A 22,397-nucleotide genomic window follows, 5' to 3' on the forward strand; every position below is an offset into this window, starting at 1 on the left:
GATGAAGGTGACGGAGTTCGAGCCGATCGACACCACGGCCAGCGTGCGGTGGTCCGGCGAGAAGCCCATGCCGTGCACCAGCACCTGGCCCTTGTAGAGCGGGCTGAAGTTGCCGGGCGACGGGTCGCCCAGGCGAATCACGCCGAGCATCCGGTTATCGACCGGGTCGGTGACCGACACGGTGTTGGAGAACTGCTCGGCCGTGTAGACCCGGTCGCGGTGGCTCATGGGCGTGTCGGGCACGGTGGCGGCCAGCGGCGCTTGTCCGGCGTGGGCGGCAAAGACCATGACCGCGAAGGCCGTGGCGGACAGAAGAGGGCGCAGGGGATTCGATTTCATGCAGGGCTCCGGTGGGGAAGAGAAGGTCAGGGGCGTGAGGTCTGTGTGGGTGCAGGTGCCGATGGCGGCAGCGGTTGGTCGAGCGCCAGGCGCATCGCCGCGATCTCCTGCTGCTGCTCGACGATGATTTCCTGCGCGATGCGACGCAGCTGCTCGTTGCTGCCGTGGCGCAGCTCGGCCTGCGCCATCGCAATGGCGCCCTGGTGGTGCGGGATCATCATGGCCGCGAAGTCGTGGTCGATGTTTCCGGACGGCTCGATCGCCATGTCGTACATCATCTTCACCATCGTCGCGTTGTTCTCGCTCGTGAAGAGGCTTGCGTTGGTGTCCCGTTGGGCACAAAGGGCCAGGAAGTCGGCCAGCGAACCGGCACGCGGGATGCGAGGAGCGGCACACATCCCCAGTGCGAAAGCTGTTGCACAGCCAAGCAACAGCACGACGAATGAACCTGGACGGAGGATGCGCAGGAAGGGCCTGAATCGTGTCTTCATCGCTGCGGGCCGCCTTGGGTGAAGAAGTCGTACCATGCGAACGCTGTCCAATTGGCCAGAGTGAGGTAGGACATGGGGCGTTTCTCCCTTAGGTGACGTGGATGAAAAGTCTATTCAGCGCTCGGCTTGGCTTCTATTCAGAAGATCGCCACAAGTCATAAATCCAGCTTATGTCCGACGCCTTCCTTTCATTTGACCGGGTGCCACGGTGATCAATCTCAAACATATTGAGGTCTTTCACGCGATCATGCGCACCGGTTCGGTCACCGGTGCGGCGCGCATGCTCCATGTCACCCAGCCGGCGATCAGTAGCGTGTTGAAGCATCTGGAGAGCCGGCTGCGAATGAGGCTTTTCTTGCGCACCGGCGGCAGGCTTCAGCCGACGCCCGAGGCGCATGCGCTGATGCCCGACGTCGCAGGCATCTTCGGCCGGCTCGAGGCCATCGAGCGGCTTGCCCAGGACCTCGCGGGCGGCCGGCTCGGCACGTTGTCGATTGCGGCGTCCTCTCCCATCGCCAATGGCCGTCTCGCGCGCCTGGTCGCCGACTTGCTGGTCGAGAGGCCGGGTGCCCAGATCTCTCTCCAAGCGCTGGCGTCGCCCCTCGTCCTCGACCGGGTCGCGAACCGCGAAGCGGAGGTCGGGATCGCCTATGCCCCGGTCATGCATCCGGAAGTCGCCACCGAGGTGCTCGGACGCAATGCCATCGGGTGCGTGATGCGCGAAGATCATCCGCTGGCTGCGCGTCCGGAAGTACTTGTACGCGAACTGGCTGACCACGCGCTGATCACCTATCTGCCGCAAGCATTGCTGCGTCCCTACATCGATCGCGCCTTTCAGGAGGCCGGCGTGGCTCCGAACATCGCGGTCCACGTTGGCTTGTCGATCACCGGCATGGCGTTGGCGTACCAGGGGGCGGGCGTTGCGCTGGTCGAGCTGGAACTGCTCGATTCGTTGCCCGTACCTGGACTCGTGGCGCGGCCTCTGCTGCCGCGCATCGAACTCGAGACACTGCTGCTGCTGCACAAGACGGCGCCGCGGTCGCAGCTGCAGGACCATTTCGTGTCCTTGCTGCGAACGACCTTCGCATAGCGACAAACTTTCGGGCGCGACGGCGAAGGACGCCGTGGCGCCGCGCGCTGCTGATGCCCTCATCGGCCATCAGCAGCGCTTATGGGCGAGCGCGTTTTTTTGATTGGCGCGCATGCGGGCACGCACCCGACACTTTGTCGTCACCGGAGGATTTCTCCTGAACGCCAAGGAAATGCTGATGAACAAGCGCTCTGTCTACGAGCCGGAACAGGCCGGCCTTTATTTTCCAACCGCCCCGACGTTCACCACGTTGGCCGAGGAACGGCTGCACAGAAAACAGAGGCTGGCCGCGGCTTGCCGCGTTTTCGCTCGCTTCCGCTACGAGTACGGGTTTGCCGGCCACATCACGGTGCGCGACCCGGAACACACCAACCTCTACTGGACCAACCCCTTCGCGATGGACTTCGGACGTGTCAAGGTGTCGGACCTGCTGCTGGTGGACCACACCGGGACCGTGCGCGAAGGCGCCTGGGCCGTGAACCGCGCGGGCTTTGTCTTGCACGCCGCGATCCATGAAGCCAATCCGCATGTACTCGCTTCCTGCCATGCTCATACGACCCACGGCATGGCCTGGGCCGCGCTGGGCCGCAAGCTCGATCCGATCACTCAGACTGCCGCCAGCTTCTACAGCGACCATGCGCTGATCACCGAGCAGGCCGGCGCAGTGGTGGTGGAGCGCGATGCAGGCCACGAAGTGGCCGCCGTTTTTGGCGAGAACAAGATCGTCATCCACCAGAACCACGGCCTGTTTTCGGCGGGCCGGAACAGCGTGGACGAAGCCGTTTGGTGGTTCATCGCCGCCGAGCGCGCTTGCGAAATACAACTCAAGGCCGAGGCGACAGGACACCCGCTGAAGCTCATCAGCCCCGAAGCGGCAGTGCACTCATCGAAACATCTTGGCACGCCGTTTTCCGCATGGCTGCACTTCCAGCCGATCTACGACGCGATCTGCCGAAGCGACCCCGACCTTTTCGACTGAACACGCCAATACAACGGCCTTCTCCTCTCAAATAACCATCTACCCACGAGCACGCATCATGCGCATCCCTTCACAGCTCCACCGCCGCCTCCTGCTGACCCTGGGTGCCATGGCACTCGCCATGCAGCTGGTTCCCGTGGCACACGCGCAGGTCGGCAACGGCCGGCCGGTGCGCATCATCGTGCCGTTCACAGCCGGCAGCCAGACCGACGTGGTGGCGCGGATGATCTCCAGGCCCATGGCCGACTACCTCAAGCAGACGGTGGTGGTCGACAACCGGCCGGGCGCTACGGGAACGATCGGTGCTCAGTCGCTGCTCGCCGACCCTGCCGACGGCGCCACGCTGTTGTTCGTTTCTTCCGCGTTCGCCGTGCTGCCGTCGTCTGGGCTGCGCCTGCCTTACGACCCGGTCAGGGACGTTCAGGCGCTCAGCATCGTCGCGCGCTCGCCGACCGTACTTTTCGCCTCCAAGGCTTCCGGATTCAAGACCACCGCCGAGCTTGTGGCTGCCGCCAAGGCCAAGCCAGGAAGCTTGAATTTTGCGTCTTCGGGTATCGGGTCTGGCACCCACCTCAACGCGGAATATCTGGCGAATGCGGCCGGCTTCCAGGCTACGCACATTCCTTACAAAGGCGGCCGCGACATGCTGGCCGAGGTGGTCGCCAACCGGGTCGACTTCGCCTTCCTGCCTGCCAGCGATCTGGTTGGCTTCGGGCCTGACAAGCTGACGATGCTGGGTGTCAGCGGCAAGCAGCGCATCCGCCTCGCACCCGACGTTGCTCCCATCGCGGAATCCGGGTTGCCGGGCTTCGAGTACTTCCTGTGGCAGGCGCTGTTGCTCAAGGCCCAGACACCGCAACCGGCCGTGGATCGCATGGCATCGGCCGTTGCTTATGCGCTGGCCGATCCTGCCGTCGCCAAGGGTTTCCAGGACCTCGGCATCGACGCGATGAAGCTCGACGTGAACGGCTCGCGCCAATTCGTTTCGGATGAAATGGCGAAGACCAGCGCGCTGGTCAGGTCGCGCGGCCTGAAACTGTCCGAATGAACACCCGCCAGCCTCTAGCGAGCGACCCTGCCGAATGGGCGCTGTGCGATCTTGCCGACGCATTCAGCAGGCGCGCGTTGTCGCCCGTGGAGGCCGTCGAGTCTTTTCTGCGCCGGATTTCCAGGCTTGATCCGCTGCTTCATGCCTATGTGGAGGTGTGGTCCGAAGCGGCGTTGAAGCAGGGCCGCGCCAGCGAGCGCCGACTGATGAACGGTGTGCCACGCGGCGTCCTGGAAGGCATTCCGCTCGCCCTGAAGGACCTGCTGCATGTGCAAGGCCGGCGCACTGGCGCCGGCTCGGCACTGTTTGCTGATCGACCATGCATGGACCACTCGGCGACAGTCGTGACGCGTCTCCAGGAGGCCGGTGCCATCCTTCTTGGCAAGACCCACTTGGTGGAGTTGGCCTACGGCGGCTGGGGAACGAACCAAGGTATGGGTACGCCGCGCAATCCCTGGGACATGGCGGTACATCGCTCGCCGGGTGGCAGCAGCAGTGGGTCCGCAGTGGCGGTCGCATCGGGGTTGGCTGCAGGCGCGATTGGCACCGATACCGGCGGCTCGGTGCGCATCCCCTCGGCGCTCTGCGGACTTACCGGGCTCAAGACAACCGCCGGGCGTATCAGCCGCTACGGTGTCGACTTGCTCAGCGAAGCCCTGGACACCCTGGGTCCCATGACACGGACCGCCGAGGACGCAGCGCGTCTGCTGCAGGCAATGCATGGGCCGGACTCGCGCGATCCCACGACGTTGAGCATTGCGCCGCAAGACTTTCTCCAGAGCCTGGACGCCAGCGTTGCGGGTGTGCGCTTCGGCCTGCTGCACCAGACGCTGGGCGAAGGCACTGCCGAGGCAGTGCGCCAAGGCGTCGAGGACGCGTGCAAGGTTCTGCGAGCGCTTGGCTGCGTGGAAGCCGGCGGTGCGGTGCCGCAGTTCGACCTGGCTGCGGACCAGGAGGCCTCCGGCACCATCATTTCCGCAGAAGCCTATGCCCGCTATGGTGAGGCGCTGACCCGATGCACGACGCCTGGTGACGTGGCATCGCGGGCACGCATTCTTCGGGGCGCGCACATCGGGCAGTCGTACTATCAGGAGGCGCTCGATCAGCGAAGCAGCCGGATGGCTGATTTTCAGCAACTCTTCACACAGCTGGATGTGCTGGTGCTGCCGACGGTGCCGGTCACCGCCGCCGACCTTGCAACGCTGGACGAGAGCGACACTGCGCCCAGCCGTATGACCCGCTTCGTGGGCTACTACGGCCTGTGCGCCATCGCATTGCCGTGTGGGTTCACTCCCGATGGCCTTCCTGTATCCGTACAACTTGTGGCGGCGCCTTTCCGTGAGGACCTGCTGCTGCGCCTTGGCGCTGCGTTCCAGCGGGTGACAACACATCATCGGGTCCGCCCCCTCCTTGACGGGTCGAGCGCGCACGGGCGGTCCGCGGGTGGCGCTGGACTAGCTGCAAAGCGGACCTGAGACCGCACGCCAGCAGCTTTCAATCGGGGGCCCCATGTATACCCGTGTCAATGAGGAGATCACCTTTCGCAAACTCGAAACGTTGATCGCCTTCATGGAAACCGGTAATCTCGCGCGCGCAGCCGAGCGCCTAGAGGTTAGCACCGTGAGCGTTCATCGCGCTGTGCACTCGCTCGAGGTTGGGTTGTGCTGCCCGCTGTTCCGCCACGAGGGGCGCAATCTGCATCCAACTGATGCAGCGCGGGCGCTGGCCGACACGGCACGTGTGGTGCTGAGGACGATGTCCGAAGGGGTTCGGGCCACGCGCGAACTGGCAGGCTACTCCGCAAACCGGATTCGCATCGGCGCGCTTCATTCGCTGACGATCCATACGGTGCCGCAGATGCTGATCGGCATCGGCGAGCGCGTTCCGGCCTTGGCGACTGAGCTGGTGCTCGGCTCGAGCGCCGAGCTTCACCGCAAACTGCGCGAGGGTGCCATCGACGCGGCCCTGATGGCGATGCCCGAAGGCAACCTTGAGCTGGTGTCGCAGTTGCTTTTCACGGACGAACTTTACTTCGCCACGCACGCCGATTCACGGCACGCCGCCGAGCACAGCATTGATCTGGGTGTGTGCTGGGACGAAAACTTCATCAGCTTGATGGAAGGATTTTCGACCGACAAGGCGCTGGCAGAAGCGTTTCGCTTGGCAGGATTCATTCCCAACGTGGTGATGCGTACCAGCGATGTCTTCTCGCTGATGAATCTGGTCAGCGGCGGCATTGGCTGCACCTTGCTTCCCGGTCGTGTTCGCGAAATGGTCCCGCAGAAGGTGAAGTTGATTCCCCTGCAGCGTAGCTATCTCCTGCGCCAGAGTGTCGTTCTTAGCTTTCTGCGTACAAGGGAGCGCGATCCCAACCTGCTGGACCTGCTCGCTGTATGTCGAGGCCTCAAGCCCGAGTCCCACGGATGCGCCAAGGGCGTGAGGCTCAAGAGAGTGCCCGAACCGTTTCGCTCAGGCTAACTTTTCATCCCGGACCTTGATTACTGGCATCGCGCCGGGCCGGTACGCCGCCAGCGCGGTCGCTGGCACCTCGGCCATCTTCTTGTTGTCGCCTTCCAGGCAGACGCGGTCGCCTGGCTGGAGCACGGCCTCCAGCAACGCCGTCGCGTCGCTGGCCGCGACGTGCTTGCCTTTGGCATAGGGTGCGCCGGCGCGCAGCCGCGCGTTGCGTGCGCTGCGGTGTTCCATTCGGTCATTGGAAGGCCTCTCTTTCATGCGGCATCGAAAGTCTGGAGCTACCGGCGCCTAAGGTGCCAGCCTTACCGCCGTCAACGGGGTGTGGTGTCGCGGTCATGAGCTTTGCTTTCCGGATGACGGTGCCCAGGACAGAAGGGGAGTGAAGGAGCGCCGTGTCTGGGTATCGAAGTTACCGGCGTGGGCTCCCGGAATCAATTAAGGACCGCGCGGGGTCCTTACGCTGCGCGAAACGATTCAGCGGCGCGTTGCTCGAAGCATCGCAAAAGTGACCGCTTAGATCCGCGATCAGGAGCGGTCGGCACACTGCCGCTTCAGATGGCAGCAAAGTTTGGGGAAACACAGAGCCGTCGATTCAGCGTTCATCGTGAGGAGGAGGTAGACGACGACAACATGACAGACATACAGCTGAGTTGCCCCTCCGGAAACGTCTCCGTAGAAATCAAGCCGGTTGACGCAACCCGAAGCTATTCGGCGAATTCACTCACGGACACGCTTCAGACTCAAATTGTCGGGCAGTATCTAAAGGGCATGAATAGTTCCCGGGGGCATTTTGGTGCTGATGCAACTCGATAAGAAGACTTGGAACATTCCAGGTGGCACGACGGGGCAACCGTTTACTGCCTTGGTTAGCTATCTCGAGATTCAAGCCGATGCCATCAAGCGCGGCTCAAAGGGGGTGAATGAGCTAACAGTGTTCGCAATTCGATGCGTGGTCTGAGGTCAGCGTAGACCCTGAAATTCTGTCAAGGTCAAGAGGCGTGGCATCGGAGGTTCTGCTCAACGCGAAGTCGCCTGACCTCGCGGCGCAGCGACTGAAGCTGGCGCTCGAGTTCGTCGCGCTCTTGCGACGACGGCGTTTGATTGGTGCGTTTCATGGATGCGGGGGCCTCACGTCCCAGAAGCTGGTTCTTCCAGTTGTTCAGCGCTGGCCGGCACACGCCGAACTTGGCGACTACAGCCTGGGACCTTTCCTCGGGCGTGCAAAGCTCGATGACTCCCGCTTCCCGGAATGCCTTCGTCGACCCACACTGTCAACGACGGCCCTTCTGGCCTCAGGAAGGGCCTCGCGTTCTTGCCGGGGGGCGCCCGAATGCATCATTACGTGATGCGCTGCGGCCGGGCGCCGGTGCCCTCAGGGGCATCATCGCGGACTGGCTTGAACTCTTGAAGCGGGGCCGTCGCGCTCGCGACTTGCCTGTTTCTTTGTGGCGCGATTCAAGCCATTCACAGCTGTTTCGTGAAAGAAAAAGTCTGCGTGCCGTCCGACGATCGGTGCTCCATTTGAGGAGCGATCATGGATTCTCTCGCTGACAGTAAGGCATTGCCACGGACCACGCGCCCGGGCACGTGCCCCACGATGCTTGCCTTCGGTATCACGCGCTTCGGCCCCCCCTCGGTGCTGGGCCCGCGCGTGATCGAACGGCCCGTACCCGGTCCCGGTCAATTGCTGGTCCGGGTGGCGGCCGCGGGTGTGGGCCCTTGGGACGCCTGGCTGCGCGCTGGCCAGTCGACGCGTTTGAGCGCCCGGGACCTGCCGGCGACGCTCGGCTCCGAGGTCAGCGGCGTGGTGGAAGCACTCGGCCCTGGCGTCGATTCGCTGTCGGTGGGCGACGCGGTGTACGGCTGCCCGAACGCCTCTTTCACGGACGGCTACGCCGAGTACGCGGTGGTGCAGCGTGACATGGTCGCGCGCATGCCCGCCCGCCTGACATTCGTGCAGGCCGCATCGATGCCCGTGGTCGCATGCACGGCCTGGGCGATGCTGTTCGAGCATGCCGACGTGCGAGCCGGGGAGCGGCTTCTGGTGCTGGGCGCCGCCGGCAGCGTGGGCGCATTCGCCGTGCAGCTCGCGCGTGTTGAAGGCGCCCGCGTGGTCGCCACCGGTTCGCCGTCGGAGGCGGTCCGGCTGCAGTCGCTCGGCGCGCACGAAGTGATCGATGCGCGTTCGACGCAGGACGACGGACTGGGCGGGCCGTACGACGCGGTGCTCGACTTGGTTGGCGGCGCGCTGCAGGCGCGTGCAATGCACGCACTCGCGCCCGGCGGTGTGCTGGTGTCCGCGGTTACACCTCCCGACGCGATGTTGGCCGGCACACTGGACGTGCGCGGCGTGTTCTTCATCGTGAGCGTGGGCTCGGACTGCCTGGAACGTCTGGCCGCCATGGTGGATGCCGGGCATCTGGTGACCCATGTCGGCACCGAACTGCCGCTGGGCGAGGCGAGGCGGGCCCATGAGATGCTGGAAGATGCCGCCGGGGCGCGTCGCGGGAAGATCGTCCTGACGGTGAGTGGCGCCTGAGTGCGGCTGCCCGGGCGTTCAAGCCGTGCCTGGGCCCTCTTCGTGCACCGCAGCGGCACCGGCCGCCGCACGCAACTGCCGGGGCGTGCGTCCCGTGCGCATTCGGATCACCCGTGCGAAGTGCGACGGGCTCGTGAAGCCGGCCCTGTGGCCGATTTCAGCGGTCAGCACGCGCCGAAACAGCGGCGAGGTCAGCATGCGCACCGCGACGCCCGAGCGGGCCTCGATCAGCTGGCCGCCAAAGGTCTGGTTCGCTGCGGCGAGCGTGCGGTGCAGCGTGCGAACCGACACCTGCGCCGACGCTGCCACGTCCGCCGCTGTGAGGTGCAGCTCGGTGCAGCGCTGCGCGATGCAGTCCTGGATGCGCTCGCGCAACGCGCGCGTGGCGACGGTGCGGGCCTTGAAGGCGGTGCGCATGTTTGCGGCGGTCAAGGCCAGCAGTGCGCCGACTTGGTCCGCGATGACGCTCAGCGGCAGCGGCGGGGCGGCCGCGAGTTCGGGCGACAGTTCGCTCAGGTATGACGACAGCGTGAGTCCCCACAGCGAGGCGCCGGGAATGCGGCGGGCGGCGAGCACGTGCGGATCGGGCACCCACTGGCGCAGCCAGGACGCCGACACCGACACGTTGACCGCGGTGAATGCGGTGCGCACGTCGGTGCGGGTCGGAAACTCCGAATTCATGACGAGCACGTCGCGCGGCGCCATGCGCAGCGCGCCACGATGCTCTGCCGTCCACGCTGAGGTGAGTGACACGAGCAGGTTGAACCTGTGCTCGCCGCTGAGCGCGAGCTCGGCGCGTCCCCGCATGGAGCCGTGGGCGCCGCCCGTGGCCTTGGTCACGCCGATGTCGCCCAGGTTCGCGAAGCTCAGGTCCGCATGAAAACTGCGCGGGTCTGCCTTGCACACGCGCAGCGGGTTGACAGCCTCGCTGAGCGCGGCGGCGAAGTAGTCCAGCCGTTGAGAAGCCGGCACTGCGGCGGTGGACCAGCGCTGAATCACTTCACTGTCGACGGTCGGCACTCAAGACCTCCAGGGGGAACGCGGCCGGCGGCATGGCCGGGGGCGCTTCACAAGTATGGCCACAGGCGGCTCCCCCCGCAAGGCGGGTTACGCCGCGCTGGCGCACACAGGCTGGACAGGTCGGGCTTTTGGCACGCACAGACCATTGGCGGGCAGGGCGGCCCCTAGACTTTGCGCACGCCGCAACACAGACGGGAGCGCGCCCATGAACGACGAACCCTCCATCCAGCACTTCTCCACGCGGAGCCTGCCCGCCGGCATGCGCTTCGATGGCTGGATGAGCGTCATGAAGGACTCGCTGTGGCAAGTGACCGACTGGCGCCAGGTGCCGGTCGACTTCAACGTCGAGCTGCGCGCCGCGCGCCTCGGCGGCCTGATGACCATGGTGGAAGACATGACCGCGCACCATTCGCTGCGCACCCGGGCGGACGTGGAGCGCAGCGCCGAGCGCAGCTACCACCTGTTCGTGAGCCTGCGCCAGCCCTGGGCCTTCACGCACATGGGGCGCCACGAGCGTCTGGAGCGAGGCGACGTGGTCATGATGGGCGAAGGCACGCACGAGACGCATGTCCCCACGGGGTTCCACGGCGTGATCGTCAAGTGCCCCGAGGCGTGGGTTCAGACCTGGCTGCCGGACCCCCTGGCGATCGCGGGACGCACCATCCGGCATGACTCGCGCTGGGGCCGCGTGCTGTCGCCGATGCTCAGCCAGTTCACGCCCGAGTTCGTGGCCGCGTCGCCACTGCCGCATGCAGTGCTCGTCGACCAGCTCGGCGCCATGCTGGCCCTGGTGGCCGGCGACGCCGATGCGCTCTCGGCACCCGCGCTGCTGGCGAAGGCGCTCGAAGGCATCCGCGCGCGCTGCGCGGACGCGGGCCTGACCGCCGCGGACGTGGCCGCTGCGCTGGATGTCCCGGTGCAACTGATGCACAACGCGCTGGCCGCAGGCAAGACCACCTTCGCGGCCGCGTTGCTGCAGGCCCGCGTCGAGCGGGCCGTGCCCCTGCTCAGGGCGTCCGCGCCCGGCGTGCACACACTGGCAGAGATTGCACACCAGGCGGGTTTTGCGAGCACATCGCATTTTTCTCGCGTGGTGCGCGAACGCACGGGACAGCCTCCCCAGGCCTGGCGAGCCGACCGCGCTTGAGTGGGCCACGCGCCCGGCATGCACAGGCCAGTCGCGTCAAGAACCTGCAAGGCGGCGCGCGCGCATCGGCCTAGTCTTGGCCGGATGCTGTTGTTCTTCTCTCCATGGCCACTGCCGCTGCCCAGCGCTGCGCTTGGCGGAGCCCGTTGATGGACAGCACCGTGCTCAGCCTGCTTGCGGCCTTCGTGCTGTCGCTCATCGGCCTGTTTGGCTTCATCTGGTCGCTGCGCAAGGGACTGCTGGTGGAGAACCCGCGCGGCGCCTCGGTCATCTTCGTGCGCGGCGAGGTGGGCGATGTCGACGACCCCGCGCTCGTGAGCCGCGCGCGCCGAGTGCTGCAGGGGAAGGCGGACCGCGTCGGCGGCGCGCGTGCGGCGGTGCCTGTGCTGCAGGGGGGCGCGCGGGGAACGCCGACGCCGTTGAGGGTCGACGGGGTGGACAGAGCGGAACTGGTGCAGCAGGTGCAGCGGGTGCAGGAGGCGCGCGAGGCGCAGGATGCGGGATCGGCGACGGCAGTGGCCGCCGAGGACGTGGTCGATGCCGCCGCGCTGGCCGACCGTCTGGCCGCCGACCGTTCCTCGGCCTTCCCGGTGTTCATGTTCATCGCCTTTGCCTGCATGTGGCTGCTGGTCGGCTCGGCCGCGGGGCTGGTGTCCTCGATCAAGCTGCACGAGCCCGACTGGCTGGTCGCACAGGCCTGGACCACCTTCGGCCGGCTGCGCACGGTGCACCTGAACGCCGTCCTCTACGGCTGGATCACCAACGCCGCGCTCGGCACCATCCTGTGGGTGCTGCCGCGGCTGCTTCGCACCCCGCTGGCGGGTGGCATCTGGGCCATGATCGGAGGGGCGCTCATCAACACCGGCATCGCAGGCGGCATCGGCGCCATCGCCGCGGGCTGGAGCGACGGCATGGAGTACCTGGAGATCCCCTGGCCCATCGCCAGCTTCGTGTTCGCGGGCTTCGTGCTGGTGGTCCTGCCCGCGCTGTTCACCCTGGCCAACCGCCGGGTGGAACACCTCTATGTGAGCGTGTGGTACATGGTGGCTGCCCTGCTGTGGATCTCGCTGCTGTTCCTGGTGGCCAAACTGCCGGGCGTGCACACCGGCGTGCAGCAGGCCACCACCAACTGGTGGTATGGCCACAATGTGCTCGGGCTGTGGTTCACGCCGGCGAGCGTGGGCGCCATCTACTACTTCCTGCCCAAGACCATCGGGCGGCCCGTGCGCTCCTACAACCTCTCGTTGCTGGGCTTCTGGACGCTGGCGTTCTTCTACGGGCAGGTGGGCGGACATCACCTCATCGGCGGGCCGGTGCCGGGCTGGCTCGTGACGCTGTCGATCGTGCAGAGCGTCATGATGATCATCCCCGTCGTGGCCTTCGGGATCAACATGGCCTCGACCCTGCAAGGCCGCTGGCACCTGGCGCGCTACTCGCCCACGCTGCGCTTCATGGTGTTCGGCGGCTTCATGTACCTGGCATCGTCCCTGCAAGGCTCGCTCGAGGCGCTGCGCGGCGTGAACGCGGTAACGCACTTCACCCACTACACCGTGGCGCACGCGCATCTCGGGGCTTACGGGTTCGTGTCGATGGTGATGTTCGGCGCGGTGTACTTCATGATGCCCCGCGTGCTGCACTGGGAGTGGCCCTACCCGCGGTTGATCGGCGTGCACTTCTGGCTGTCGGCGCTGGGCGTGTGCATCTACTTCGGCGGGCTCACGGTCGGCGGGTGGCTGCAGGGCGAGGCGATGCTCGATGCGGCGCGCCCGTTCATGGCATCGGTACGGCTCACGTTGCCCTACCTGCAGACACGCTCCGTTGGGGGCTCGCTGATGCTGCTGGGACACTTGGCGTTCGTCGGACACTTTCTGGCGATGGTGCTGCGCTTCGGGCCGGCGCGCACCGGCGCGGCGCTGTTCTGGCAGCAGGTCCAGCAGGGCAGGCCGGCCCGCGAGGCGCCGGCGGGCGTTGTCCATGGACAGTGACATCCGCCTGGCCGCCGGCGCCATGGTGGCGCTGGGCTGCGCGACCGCCGCGCTGGTGGTCATGCCCTACATGGAAGTGAAGGACATTCCTCCTGCGCCCGGCCTCAAGCCGTACAGCGCGGCACAGCTGCGCGGGCGAGAGGTCTACATCGCCAACGGCTGCGTCTATTGCCATACCCAGCAGCCGCGCGATCGGCGCGTGGGGCCCGATGCTGCGCGCGGCTGGGGGCGGCCCTCGGTGCCTGGCGACTACGTGTACGACAAGCCGCACCTGCTGGGCAGCATGCGCACCGGGCCCGACCTGTTCAACATCGGCGTGAGGCAGCCGGGCAAGGACTGGCACCTGGGCCACCTTTACCAGCCGCGCGCCTTCGTGGCGGGCTCGATCATGCCGTCCTTCCCCTACCTGTTCACGGTGAAGGAGACGCCCGACCCCGACGAGCAGCCCGTGGCGTTGCCGCCTGGCTGGGGGCCAGGGCCGGGCCGCGTGGTCGTGCCGACGCCCGAGGCCATCGACCTGGTGAAGTACCTGCAGGCGCTCAGGCACGACGATCCCATCCTGCCGGCCCAGGCGGCGCCACCTGCCGCCGCACCGCCCGCGAAACCCTGATCCGCCAAGCCACCATGCCCATGCCTTCAGCGCCGCGCGACCATGCCCAGCAACGCGAGAGCGCCGACCCGGTCGAGCGCACGCGGCCTGCGCCGCTGGCCGTGGCAGCGGTCACCCTGCTGGTTGTGCTGGCGGGCGCCGCCGAGATCCTCTTTTCGGAGCCCACCGGCCCGGCGTTCTACGGCGACGGGCGCACCGTGGCCGACCTTCGTGGCACGCGGGAGGTCCAGGGCCCCGGTGCGAGGCCCGACGGTGCGCAGCTCTTCGCCACGCAGTGCGCGGCCTGTCACCAGCCAAGCGGGCAAGGGCTGCCCGGCGTGTTCCCGCCCCTCGACGGCTCCGAGTGGGTCGCGGCACCAGGGCGCGTCATCGCCAACATCCTGCTGCACGGCGTGACGGGCTCACTCACGGTCAAGGGCCAGGGCTTTTCGGGGGCGATGCCCTCGTTCGCCCGGCTGAACGACGCGGAACTGGCGGCTGTCGCGAGCCATGTGCGCGGCGCGTGGTCGAACAAGGCAGCGCCGTTGGAGGCCGACCTGTTCGAGAGCGAACGCAAGGCAGGCGCCGCGCGCTCCGTGCCGTTCGCGGGCGAGGCCGAGCTTGACGCCCTTCGGCGCCCCTGAGGCGCGCGGCAACGCACCGATGGCAGTGGCCGCTCCTGATGCATCGCTCACACGCACGCTGGTCGCCATCCTGGTGATCGCGGGGTTGGCGGCAGCTGCAGCGCACGGGCTCACGCTCGGCTTTGCGGTCTGGACCGCCGAGGGCGCGCGCCGGCTCACATGGACGCAGCAGCCAACAGCGGTGCCCGAGGTCGTCGTCGAAGGCCCCGGCGTGCCGGCACAGCCGTTGTCCGTGGTGCTGGGGCAGGGCGGCGGCCCTATCCTGGTCGATTTCATCTACACCCGGTGCGAGACGGTTTGCTCCGCAGCAGGCGGCGTGTTTCAGCAGGCCCAGGCCGCCACGGCGCCGAGCCCGCACGTTCAGCTGTTGTCGATCAGCTTCGACCCGGTGCACGACGACATGGCCGCCTTGGGGGCCTACGCGGCGCGACTCGGTGCCGATCCGGCCGTGTGGCGCTTCGTGCGCGTGAGCGATCCGGCGCGTTTGCCGAAGCTGCTCGAGCGCTTCGGCGTCACCGTGGTCGATGACGGCCGCGGCGGCTTCGCGCACAACGCAGCCCTCCTGGTGGTCGACCGGCGGGCGCGGCTGGTGCGCGCGTTCGATTTCGACGACCTCTCAGGCGCGCTGCGTTTCGCGGCGTCGTTGCCGGCCGCGCCCCTGATCCTGCCGCCGCCCGCCCCGTTGGCCGGAGGGGCGCCATGACGCGCGGTGTGGCACTGTGCCTGGCGCTGTCGCTCACCATGCTCGGCGCGCTGGCCTGCCCGCCGCTGCGCGCCGGGCTCGAGGCGGGCATGCGTACGCACATGCTGGTGCAGTTTCCGCTCGTCCTTGCCGCAGGTGCGCTCATGGCGCCGGCCATGCCGGCGTCGGCTGCCCGGGCGCTTGCGAAGTGCAACGCGCTCGGCCTGTCGGGCCTCACGCTGCTGGCCTGCGTGCTCGCGATGGCGATGATTCCGCGCCTGCTCGACCTGGCGCTTGTCGATGGGCGCATCGAAACGCTGAAGTTCGCCGCGCTCGCGGCAGCCGGCGCAGCGACACGCGCGTCCTGGCGCGCCGCCGGCCCCGTGGTGCAGGCCTTCTTCGTTGGCAGCGTGCTGCCGATGACGGTCGCGGCAGGTTCGCTCTTCATCGAGGCGCCCGTGCGACTTTGCAACGCCTACCTGCTCGGTGAACAGCAGCGCCTAGGGGCCGAGATCGTCGCGTTGGCCACCGCGTGCGGCGTGGTGTGGCTCGCGCATGCGCTGTACCGGTCCGGCGCGAACGCTTCCGAGGCGGACGCCGACGTTCCCGCGTGGCACGCCGGGCCCGGCAGGCGTTCACGGTGAGCGACCCGCGCGCTCCTGCGGGTGTGCAGCGCTGGTCTACCGACGATGTGGAGGCGCCGCGCCGCCTGGCTTACTACGCGGCCGCCACCTCCGCCGCGATGGTGCCGCTGTCCGTCACCTGTGCCTCCCGGGTGCTCGATGCCTGCGTCGAACGCGCGGCGCTGGGTCCGCTGGACATCCTGCGCCTCAAGGGCTCCGCGCACGGCGTGGTGCATGGCGCGTGGCACGTGGCGCGCGCCGACGTGCAGCGCTACTACCTGATGCTCAACGTTGCCAGCGGATGGGCCGTGGCGCACGGCGGGCATGTGCTGCTGGCGCCGGGCGAAGCCATCTTCATCGATTCGGCACGGCCGTACCGACTGCAGCTGAACGCCTACGAGATCGTCACGGTCGACATGCCGCCGGCGTGGGTCCACCAGTGGCTGCGCCGCCCCGAGTGGCTCGCGGGACGACGACTTCCGAACACTTCGTTCGCCGGGCATGCGCTGTCGACGATGCTCGCGCAGCTCACGCCCGCGTTCGCCGTGGATGCGCCGTTGCCGGGCGATTTCCTGGCCGAGCAGATCGGCGCTTTGCTGTCAGCCCTCGAGGCCGAGATGACGGGTCGCACGCCATTGGCGCGCAACGCCCCCTGCGCGCCGAGCGACACGGCCGCCGGTGCGCAGCGTGCACGCATCGCGGCCCGGATGCTGCAAAGTCGCATGTTCCGTGAGAACTCCCTGGAAGACATCGCCTCCCGTGCGGGATTCGACAGCGTGGCCGACATGAAGCTGGCACTGCTGCAGCACGGCGAACCTCCTGACAGATTGCCGTTCTGACCCCGTGCGGTTTGGCAGGCAGGGAAGAGTCTTCTCGCGTGGCATGGCACTCCCAGGCCATTTTCGGCGCCTGCGCGCTCAACAATGCACGGCACCATGAACCTGCTGCAACACGGCGAGAAGAAGTTCCAGTCGGCCGGCGTGCTCGCCTCGTCTCAGGGGCTCGGCTGGAAGGGCGTCGCCGCGGAGCTTCGCGCGCACCCGGCGTGCGAGCTGCCCGCGTTTCGCTCCGAACACCTGGAACTGACCGTCGCCCTCCAGGGCAACGCCGAGGCCGTGGTGATCCGCCGCGGCGGCGGTGCCCGCCAGCAGACGCGCGTTGCCACCGGGACGGCATGGATCTGCCCCGCCGATGTGGACGAGGACGACATCGCCATCACCGGCGCTTTGCCTCAGATCCTGCACATCTACCTGCCAGGAGCCCCGACGCTGGAGCGGGCCACGGAGGGCGCTGTGCACGGCAGCCCGGTCATTCGCTACCTTGCGGGCCTGCGCGACGAGTTGATCAACCAGTTGTGCATGGCGGTGCTGCGAGAGGCGATGTACCCGAGCGCGGGTGGTGGGGTGTTCGTGGAATCCATGGGCCTCGCTCTGATGTCGCGGCTCGTCCATGCATACGCCGACTGTGGGTCGCCCACCCGGCCGTTCGACGCCGCGCGCACCCGGCCACTGATGGCCGCGCAGCGGCTGGAGCGCGTCATCGAATTCATGAGGGCCAACCTCGAGAACGACATCTCGCTGGAGGCCATCGCGAATGTCGCCTGCTTGAGCCCGTTTCATTTCTCGCGCGTGTTCTGCAAGATGACCGGCATGGCGCCTCATCAGTACTTGGCAAGCCTGCGGATGGCGCACGCCCGGGAGCTGCTCGCGAGCTCGCAGCTGCCGCTCGTCGACATCGCTGCCGCGATCCAGTTTTCCAGCCAGGCCAATTTCAGCCGCGCGTTTCGCCGTGCCGTGGGCATGACGCCGCTGGACTACCGCATCCGGGCGCGGGGAAGCTCGCGCTCATGCTCGGGCGGACCCTTGCGCGACCACGACTGGCGAAAGGCGGAGGGCGTCACCCCGTAGCACGCGTGGAAAACACGCGCGAAGTGCGACGGCGTCGCGAAGCCCGCTCGACGGGCGATTTCCGAGACGGTCACATTCATGAAGATGCGTGACTCCAGCATCCGGTAGGCAATGCGCAGCCGCGCTTCGATGAGCAGGGGACCGAAGGCTTCCTTGGTCACGGCCAGCACGCGATGCAGCGTCCTGACGGACAGGTTCAGCGACGCCGCCACGTCCTTGGCCGTGAGCGCCGGATCGGTGCACCGCTGTGCGAGCACGTCCACGATGCGCTGGCGTTGCGGGGTCATGCTTCGACGTGAGCCCGCGCTTGGATCTGTCTCCTCCGCGGCCAGCGCAAGCATCGCGCCCAGATGGTCGCTGAGCAGTCGCGCGGGAAGCGGCGCGTCGAGCAGAAGTTCCGGCGTTAGCACCTTGGCAAACGAAGCGAGGGAATGGCCCCAAGGCGTCGCCGCGGTGATCTTGCGGCCAACCAGCGCGGCCGGCCGCGGCACCCATTGCGCCAGCCAGCTGGCTTCCATCATGAGATGCACCATCTCGTAGGGCACCTCGGTGGCGGAGGTCTGGGCTTGCTGTGAGTCGAGCAACACCGCCTCGCCGGGTGCGAGCGCGATGGCGCCCTGGTGGTGCAGCGTCCATGGCGTGGCGCAGGTCAGCAGCAGGTGGTACTTGTGCGCGCCGCTGCGCGCGATCTCCCGGTTGCCGCGATAGACCTCGTGCGGGCTTCCGTGGATGCGCAACACCGAAAGTCCGTCGAGGCTGGCCATCTTCATGCGCGAGAAGAACTCGCCCGTGGCCGGCATGCGGATGCCCACCGGGATCATCGACCGGGCGACGGTCTCCTCGTAGTAGTCGATGCGCTGTGTCGTGTCCACATCGTCCGTCGACCAGCAAATCAATTCCGGCGCACCCACATAGCCTCCACGGTGTGTATGGGCTCTGGATTCTGCGCGGTCGAACGCCGCGCGGCTGGTCCCTGCGTGCCAAAAAAGGCATAGGTTGAAAGTAGCAACCCAGGAACAAAACTCAGCATGGCAGGACACCATCCCAGGCAGTGTCCTGCGGACAATGGCCACCGGGGACGTGCCGGGCCCGGTGCGCGACGCGCAGAACGTGCCTGTGATCCCAAGGCAGATTTCCATCCATTGCAGCGGTGATTTCCATGAACCTGGGTGCGTGCGACGGCGACGGCTATGTAATCCTTGTCAACCTGCTTGCGGGCTGGAACCTCACGTACAGGCGCCCGCTGCGTGTGGGGCCGGGGGAGCTTTTCATCGTCGACACCCGCATCGACGCAGACTTCGAGCGCCAGGGCGACGCGAAGCCGATGGCATTCCATTTTTCGCGGCGTGAGATGCGGCAATGGGTCCCCGACCCCGGCGTCATTGTAGGGAACGTCATCGGCGCGCAGTCTCCCTGGGCCAGCGCGCTGTGCAGCTACGTCGCAGGCATGGCGCAGCTGGCGCGCGACGGGACCTTGATGCCGCGTCACCTCGTGCCCGAGCATCTGGGCGCGTTGCTTGCGCTGGCGGCGCACGAACGCTCGATGCCGCGCCCCGAGGCGCCGGCGCGGGAAACGGACAAGTTCACGCAGATCCTGCAGGTGCTCGCGTCGCGCTGCACCGACCATGACCTCGACGTGTGCGCTGTGGCGGCAAGCTGTGCGGTGTCGCCGCGCACGCTGCACCGCGTGCTGGCACGCCACGGCGCGTCCTACGGCGAGCTGATCGTGCGCTGCCGCGTCGATCGTGCGAGCGCGATGCTCCGGGCGCGCCATCTCGGTCATCTGACCACGGCTGAGATCGGCTACCGGGCAGGATTTCGCGATCCGTCGAATTTCAGCAGGGCGATTCGCCAGCATCTGGGCGTGCGGCCCGCCGAACTGCGTGGCTGAACGGATCTGCGCCACGTCGACGGGCAACGGTCGCATCGCGCACGTTGGCACACAGCGACCCACACCGATTGCGGCATGGCAGGAACCACAGTCTGCGGCGGCACGTCGCAGAAAAGAATGGGACATCGCAATCGCGCGACATCCACCATAGGACCTGCCATGAGCGACCCAGACGACTACATCGAACAAGTGGGCGTGCGCGCTGCGCGGCTCAGCATCGTGGCTGCCTCCACCATTGCGGTGGTGCTTGCGGCCGCCACCCCCTTGCCCACTGCGGCGCAGCCGCAGACGGTGGTGCCAGGCCAGGCGCCGAAGGATCTGGTCGATGCGCTGCACGTGGCATTCGGCGAGCACCACGCGCGCGCGGTCCACGCCAAGGGCGTTCTCCTGGTTGGATCGTTCAGTCCCGACCCTGCCGCGCGGGCGTGGAGCCGGGCGTCCCTCTTCGCCGGCGGGGCGCTGCCGGTGACGGCCCGCTTCTCGGACTTCACCGGAATCCCGGATATTTCCGACGCGATTCCGGAGGCCAACCCACGGGGCTTCGCGTTCAAGGTCAAGGCGGCCGACGGCGAAGCCTTCGACGTGGTGACCCACAGCTTCAACGGTTTCCCGGTGGCGACCTCGGACGAGTTCGCCGCCTTCCTTCGCAGCATCGGTGCGAGCGGGCCCGACGCACCACACCCCACCGCCATCGAGCAGTTCCTCGAGGCGCACCCCATCGCCAAAGCGTTCGTCACCTCGCAGAAACCGCCGCCGGCTTCTTTCGCGACGGCAGCGTATTACGGCGTGAACGCGTTCAAGTTCACAAATGCAGGCGGGGTGGCGCAGCACGTGCGCTATCGGTTCGTGCCGTTGGCGGGCGAGCACTACCTGGGCGCCGACGAAGCGAAGGCAAAGGGTGCCGACTACCTGCGGGACGAGCTGCCTGGCCGCTTGCGGGCGGAAGCGCTCAAGCTCGACTGGTACGCGCAGGTCGCAGCCGCAGGCGACAAGATCGACGACCCCTCCGTCGCCTGGCCGGAGACCCGCAAATTGGTGCGCCTGGGAACGCTCACCTTGACCGCCATCGCGCAAGACCCCGCGCTCGACAAGCAGACCTTGTTCCTGCCCGGTCAGGCACACGCGGGGATCGAATGCGCCGACCCGATGCTGACGCTGCGCAATGCCGCGTATCCGATCTCCTTCGGGGCGCGACAGTAGCGCAGCGGGCGCCAAGCGCTGGGTCTGGCTACACGTGGTGGCCTCGCGGCTAAGCGGCTTCTTGCGTCCAGGCAAGCGCCAGGACCCACGTTCTGGACACCGGCTCCAGTGCGCACCGCCTCGCCCGGCTGATCCCACCGAGGCATCGCCGTTCAGCGACGCGTCGCACGGCGCGCGCAGCAGTAGCGCACGCCACGTTCCCCGAGCGCCACCAGGAGGCACACGCCCGCCGCCACTGCGATGATGCGGAAGTAGTCTAGCGACGCCATGAAGTTCGCTTGCTGCGACAGGAGGGCGTTGACCGTGGCCACTGCCATCTGCGCGGCGGCTTGCGGGTCTTGCGTGACGGCGAAACGTTGCGACAAGAGGCGCAGCGTGTCCTGCAGGGCCACATTCTGGGAGGCGAGTGCCTCGCCGACCTGCACGTAGTGCTGCGCGGTGCGCCATTGCATGAACAGCGTGGTCGCGCAGGTGCCGGCGGCCACGCCAAACTGTGCCAGCACGTTCTTCACCTGGTTCGCATGCGAAAACACCGTCTCGTCGCGCTGCAGGTCCCTGAAAGTCTGCACCGCCGTGGTCGACAGCACCGCGATGATGAAGGCGCCGTTGCACAGCAGCGCTGGCAGCACGTCGGAGCTGGTGTCGGCCGTCTCGCTCAATCCGCCGAGCAGCACGCCCGCGGCCCCGAGCAGCGAAAAGCCCAGCACGTAGTAGCGCGTGGGCCCCTGGTGGCGCACCACCAGCCGCGCCAGTGCAATCCACATCACGACGCCGCCGAGCGCGCCCATGGCCACGTAGCGCGCGATCGCTTCCAGCGGCAGATTGAGCCCGCGCATCAGCAGCAGCGGCACCGCGGTATTAGTGCCCCCGAGCAACGCGTAGCAGGTGCCGAAGGCGGCCAGACCCAGGAGGTAGCGGCGCTGCGACATCTCGTGCAGGCGGATGGCCGGCAACTCGCTGCCCAGCACCAGCCATACCGCAAGCACCAGCACCGGCAGGCCGACGGCCAGGTACAAATAGAGCGACACTCGATGCGAGAAAAAATCGAACGCGCTGCGCTGGAGCGCGAACAGGAGCAGCGCGCTGCCCCCTGCCAACGTCACCAGCCCGCGCGCGTCGAACGGTGAGCGCCTCGGCAGCGGCTCGCCGGGCAGGCACAGTTCGCCGAGCAGCGCAATGAGCGCCGCAGGCACCAACTGCGCCACGAAAGCGAGCCGCCAGTCTTGCACGGAAAGCGCGGTCGCGGCCAGCAGTGGCCCGCACACGCCACCCCAGGCAATGCCCGAGGCGAAGAACTTCACCCCCGTGAAGCGCCGGGGCGACGGGGGAATGAAGTTCACCAGCACACGCCCCGCCGTGAAAAACGAGGCGCATCCCATGGCGGCGAGGAGGCGCCCGGCCGTGAACACGCCCAGCGTGTCACTGGTGGCGCACACCATGGCGCCGCTGGCGAACAGCAGGCTGTTCGCCCGCATGAACCTGCGCCACCCCATGCGCTCCACCAGCCAGCGGTGGTTGAAGATCATGCCGATGGCCGTCACCGCGTAGAAAGTGGCGACCAGGCTGTACTCCTCGGGGCTCGCGCCGAGATCGCCCATGATCGGCCCGGCGTTGAACGCATACACGCCCGTCTGCAGGAAGTCGCTGAAGGGCAGCACGCCGATGAGCAGCAGCAAGGCGAACCGCTGGGCGCGCGATGCAGGGCCTGCCGATGCAGACACGGCGTTCGAGACGGCGACGGCGGACAT

At 67.2% G+C, this 22,397-nt stretch carries 20 protein-coding genes and 3 pseudogenes; 16 read left to right on the plus strand and 7 right to left on the minus strand.

The features are described from left to right. Nucleotides 1-288: pseudogene (locus tag AC1DJH_RS31875) on the minus strand (hypothetical protein); the annotation flags it as partial. Between the two features lie 77 nt (nucleotides 289-365). Next, the gene (locus AC1DJH_RS31880; RefSeq protein WP_478188438.1) at nucleotides 366-830 is read right to left on the minus strand and encodes a DUF305 domain-containing protein; all 465 of its coding nucleotides are present in this window, start codon (nucleotides 828-830) and stop codon (nucleotides 366-368) included. A 208-nt stretch (nucleotides 831-1,038) separates the two neighbouring features. Here AC1DJH_RS31880 and AC1DJH_RS31885 point away from each other — a divergent pair, with 208 nt between their 5' ends. The 5 genes from AC1DJH_RS31885 to AC1DJH_RS31905 all read left to right on the plus strand — a co-directional run bounded on the left by AC1DJH_RS31885 (nucleotide 1,039) and on the right by AC1DJH_RS31905 (nucleotide 6,425). Continuing rightward, a complete protein-coding gene (locus AC1DJH_RS31885) occupies nucleotides 1,039-1,920 on the plus strand; it encodes a LysR family transcriptional regulator (protein ID WP_478188439.1) in 882 nt (293 codons plus the stop codon). A 178-nt stretch (nucleotides 1,921-2,098) separates the two neighbouring features. Further along, on the plus strand, nucleotides 2,099-2,899 hold the full coding sequence (locus AC1DJH_RS31890; RefSeq protein WP_478188440.1) for a class II aldolase/adducin family protein: 801 nt from the start codon (nucleotides 2,099-2,101) through the stop codon (nucleotides 2,897-2,899). A gap of 58 nt (nucleotides 2,900-2,957) precedes the next feature. Beyond that, nucleotides 2,958-3,947, plus strand: a complete 990-nt coding sequence (locus AC1DJH_RS31895) for a tripartite tricarboxylate transporter substrate-binding protein (RefSeq protein WP_478188441.1) — start codon at nucleotides 2,958-2,960, stop codon at nucleotides 3,945-3,947. Continuing rightward, nucleotides 3,944-5,422: an amidase gene (locus AC1DJH_RS31900; RefSeq protein WP_478188442.1), complete on the plus strand. Its 1,479-nt coding sequence runs from the start codon at nucleotides 3,944-3,946 to the stop codon at nucleotides 5,420-5,422. The genes AC1DJH_RS31895 and AC1DJH_RS31900 overlap by 4 nt, the downstream gene beginning before the upstream one ends. Nucleotides 5,423-5,456: 34 nt before the next feature. Continuing rightward, nucleotides 5,457-6,425: a LysR family transcriptional regulator gene (locus AC1DJH_RS31905; RefSeq protein ID WP_478188443.1), complete on the plus strand. Its 969-nt coding sequence runs from the start codon at nucleotides 5,457-5,459 to the stop codon at nucleotides 6,423-6,425. A 48-nt stretch (nucleotides 6,426-6,473) separates the two neighbouring features. On the opposite strand, the pseudogene AC1DJH_RS31910 reads toward AC1DJH_RS31905, so the two are convergent. Both AC1DJH_RS31910 and AC1DJH_RS31915 read right to left on the minus strand, forming a co-directional pair. After that, a pseudogene (locus AC1DJH_RS31910) lies at nucleotides 6,474-6,653 on the minus strand (malonate decarboxylase subunit alpha); the annotation flags it as partial. A gap of 776 nt (nucleotides 6,654-7,429) precedes the next feature. After that, nucleotides 7,430-7,731 (minus strand): annotated as a pseudogene (locus tag AC1DJH_RS31915) (transposase); the annotation flags it as partial. 225 nt (nucleotides 7,732-7,956) lie between these two features. Between AC1DJH_RS31915 and AC1DJH_RS31920 the strand changes: the two are divergent. Continuing rightward, complete coding sequence (locus tag AC1DJH_RS31920) at nucleotides 7,957-8,961, plus strand: NADP-dependent oxidoreductase (RefSeq protein ID WP_478188444.1); 1,005 nt, start codon at nucleotides 7,957-7,959, stop codon at nucleotides 8,959-8,961. Between the two features lie 18 nt (nucleotides 8,962-8,979). Here AC1DJH_RS31920 and AC1DJH_RS31925 read toward each other — a convergent pair whose 3' ends face one another. Beyond that, nucleotides 8,980-9,981: an AraC family transcriptional regulator gene (locus AC1DJH_RS31925; protein WP_478188445.1), complete on the minus strand. Its 1,002-nt coding sequence runs from the start codon at nucleotides 9,979-9,981 to the stop codon at nucleotides 8,980-8,982. A 205-nt stretch (nucleotides 9,982-10,186) separates the two neighbouring features. On the opposite strand from AC1DJH_RS31925, the gene AC1DJH_RS31930 reads away from it, so the two are divergent. From AC1DJH_RS31930 to AC1DJH_RS31965, 8 genes are all read left to right on the plus strand, one after another. After that, nucleotides 10,187-11,128: a helix-turn-helix domain-containing protein gene (locus AC1DJH_RS31930; RefSeq protein ID WP_478188446.1), complete on the plus strand. Its 942-nt coding sequence runs from the start codon at nucleotides 10,187-10,189 to the stop codon at nucleotides 11,126-11,128. 149 nt (nucleotides 11,129-11,277) lie between these two features. After that, nucleotides 11,278-13,113, plus strand: a complete 1,836-nt coding sequence (locus AC1DJH_RS31935) for a cbb3-type cytochrome c oxidase subunit I (protein ID WP_478188447.1) — start codon at nucleotides 11,278-11,280, stop codon at nucleotides 13,111-13,113. Next, nucleotides 13,103-13,723 carry a cbb3-type cytochrome c oxidase subunit II gene (locus AC1DJH_RS31940; RefSeq protein ID WP_472119800.1) on the plus strand — a complete coding sequence of 207 codons (621 nt, stop codon included), beginning with the start codon at nucleotides 13,103-13,105 and terminating at the stop codon, nucleotides 13,721-13,723. Before AC1DJH_RS31935 ends, AC1DJH_RS31940 begins: the two co-directional genes overlap by 11 nt. Nucleotides 13,724-13,737: 14 nt before the next feature. After that, nucleotides 13,738-14,346: a c-type cytochrome gene (locus tag AC1DJH_RS31945; protein ID WP_478188448.1), complete on the plus strand. Its 609-nt coding sequence runs from the start codon at nucleotides 13,738-13,740 to the stop codon at nucleotides 14,344-14,346. Nucleotides 14,347-14,371: 25 nt separating this feature from the next. Next, complete coding sequence (locus tag AC1DJH_RS31950) at nucleotides 14,372-15,049, plus strand: SCO family protein (protein ID WP_478188449.1); 678 nt, start codon at nucleotides 14,372-14,374, stop codon at nucleotides 15,047-15,049. Continuing rightward, nucleotides 15,046-15,672 carry a hypothetical protein gene (locus AC1DJH_RS31955; RefSeq protein WP_478188450.1) on the plus strand — a complete coding sequence of 209 codons (627 nt, stop codon included), beginning with the start codon at nucleotides 15,046-15,048 and terminating at the stop codon, nucleotides 15,670-15,672. Before AC1DJH_RS31950 ends, AC1DJH_RS31955 begins: the two co-directional genes overlap by 4 nt. Further along, nucleotides 15,669-16,490: an AraC-like ligand-binding domain-containing protein gene (locus AC1DJH_RS31960; RefSeq protein ID WP_478188451.1), complete on the plus strand. Its 822-nt coding sequence runs from the start codon at nucleotides 15,669-15,671 to the stop codon at nucleotides 16,488-16,490. Before AC1DJH_RS31955 ends, AC1DJH_RS31960 begins: the two co-directional genes overlap by 4 nt. Nucleotides 16,491-16,586: 96 nt before the next feature. Then, entirely contained in the window at nucleotides 16,587-17,558 is a 972-nt protein-coding gene (locus AC1DJH_RS31965) for a helix-turn-helix domain-containing protein (protein ID WP_472119788.1), read from the plus strand. On the opposite strand, the gene AC1DJH_RS31970 is transcribed toward AC1DJH_RS31965, so the two are convergent. Beyond that, nucleotides 17,465-18,469 (minus strand): helix-turn-helix domain-containing protein, encoded by a 1,005-nt coding sequence (locus tag AC1DJH_RS31970; RefSeq protein WP_478188452.1) that lies wholly within the window; start codon nucleotides 18,467-18,469, stop codon nucleotides 17,465-17,467. The two genes, AC1DJH_RS31965 and AC1DJH_RS31970, sit on opposite strands and share 94 nt — an antisense overlap. Nucleotides 18,470-18,717: 248 nt before the next feature. On the opposite strand from AC1DJH_RS31970, the gene AC1DJH_RS31975 reads away from it, so the two are divergent. Both AC1DJH_RS31975 and AC1DJH_RS31980 read left to right on the plus strand, forming a co-directional pair. Further along, nucleotides 18,718-19,449, plus strand: a complete 732-nt coding sequence (locus AC1DJH_RS31975) for an AraC family transcriptional regulator (protein ID WP_478188453.1) — start codon at nucleotides 18,718-18,720, stop codon at nucleotides 19,447-19,449. A 159-nt stretch (nucleotides 19,450-19,608) separates the two neighbouring features. Next, complete coding sequence (locus AC1DJH_RS31980; RefSeq protein ID WP_478188454.1) at nucleotides 19,609-20,649, plus strand: catalase family peroxidase; 1,041 nt, start codon at nucleotides 19,609-19,611, stop codon at nucleotides 20,647-20,649. A 152-nt stretch (nucleotides 20,650-20,801) separates the two neighbouring features. On the opposite strand, the gene AC1DJH_RS31985 is transcribed toward AC1DJH_RS31980, so the two are convergent. Beyond that, the gene (locus AC1DJH_RS31985; protein ID WP_478188455.1) at nucleotides 20,802-22,397 is read right to left on the minus strand and encodes an MFS transporter; all 1,596 of its coding nucleotides are present in this window, start codon (nucleotides 22,395-22,397) and stop codon (nucleotides 20,802-20,804) included.

The organism is Variovorax sp. 10N412 (assembly GCF_056394985.1).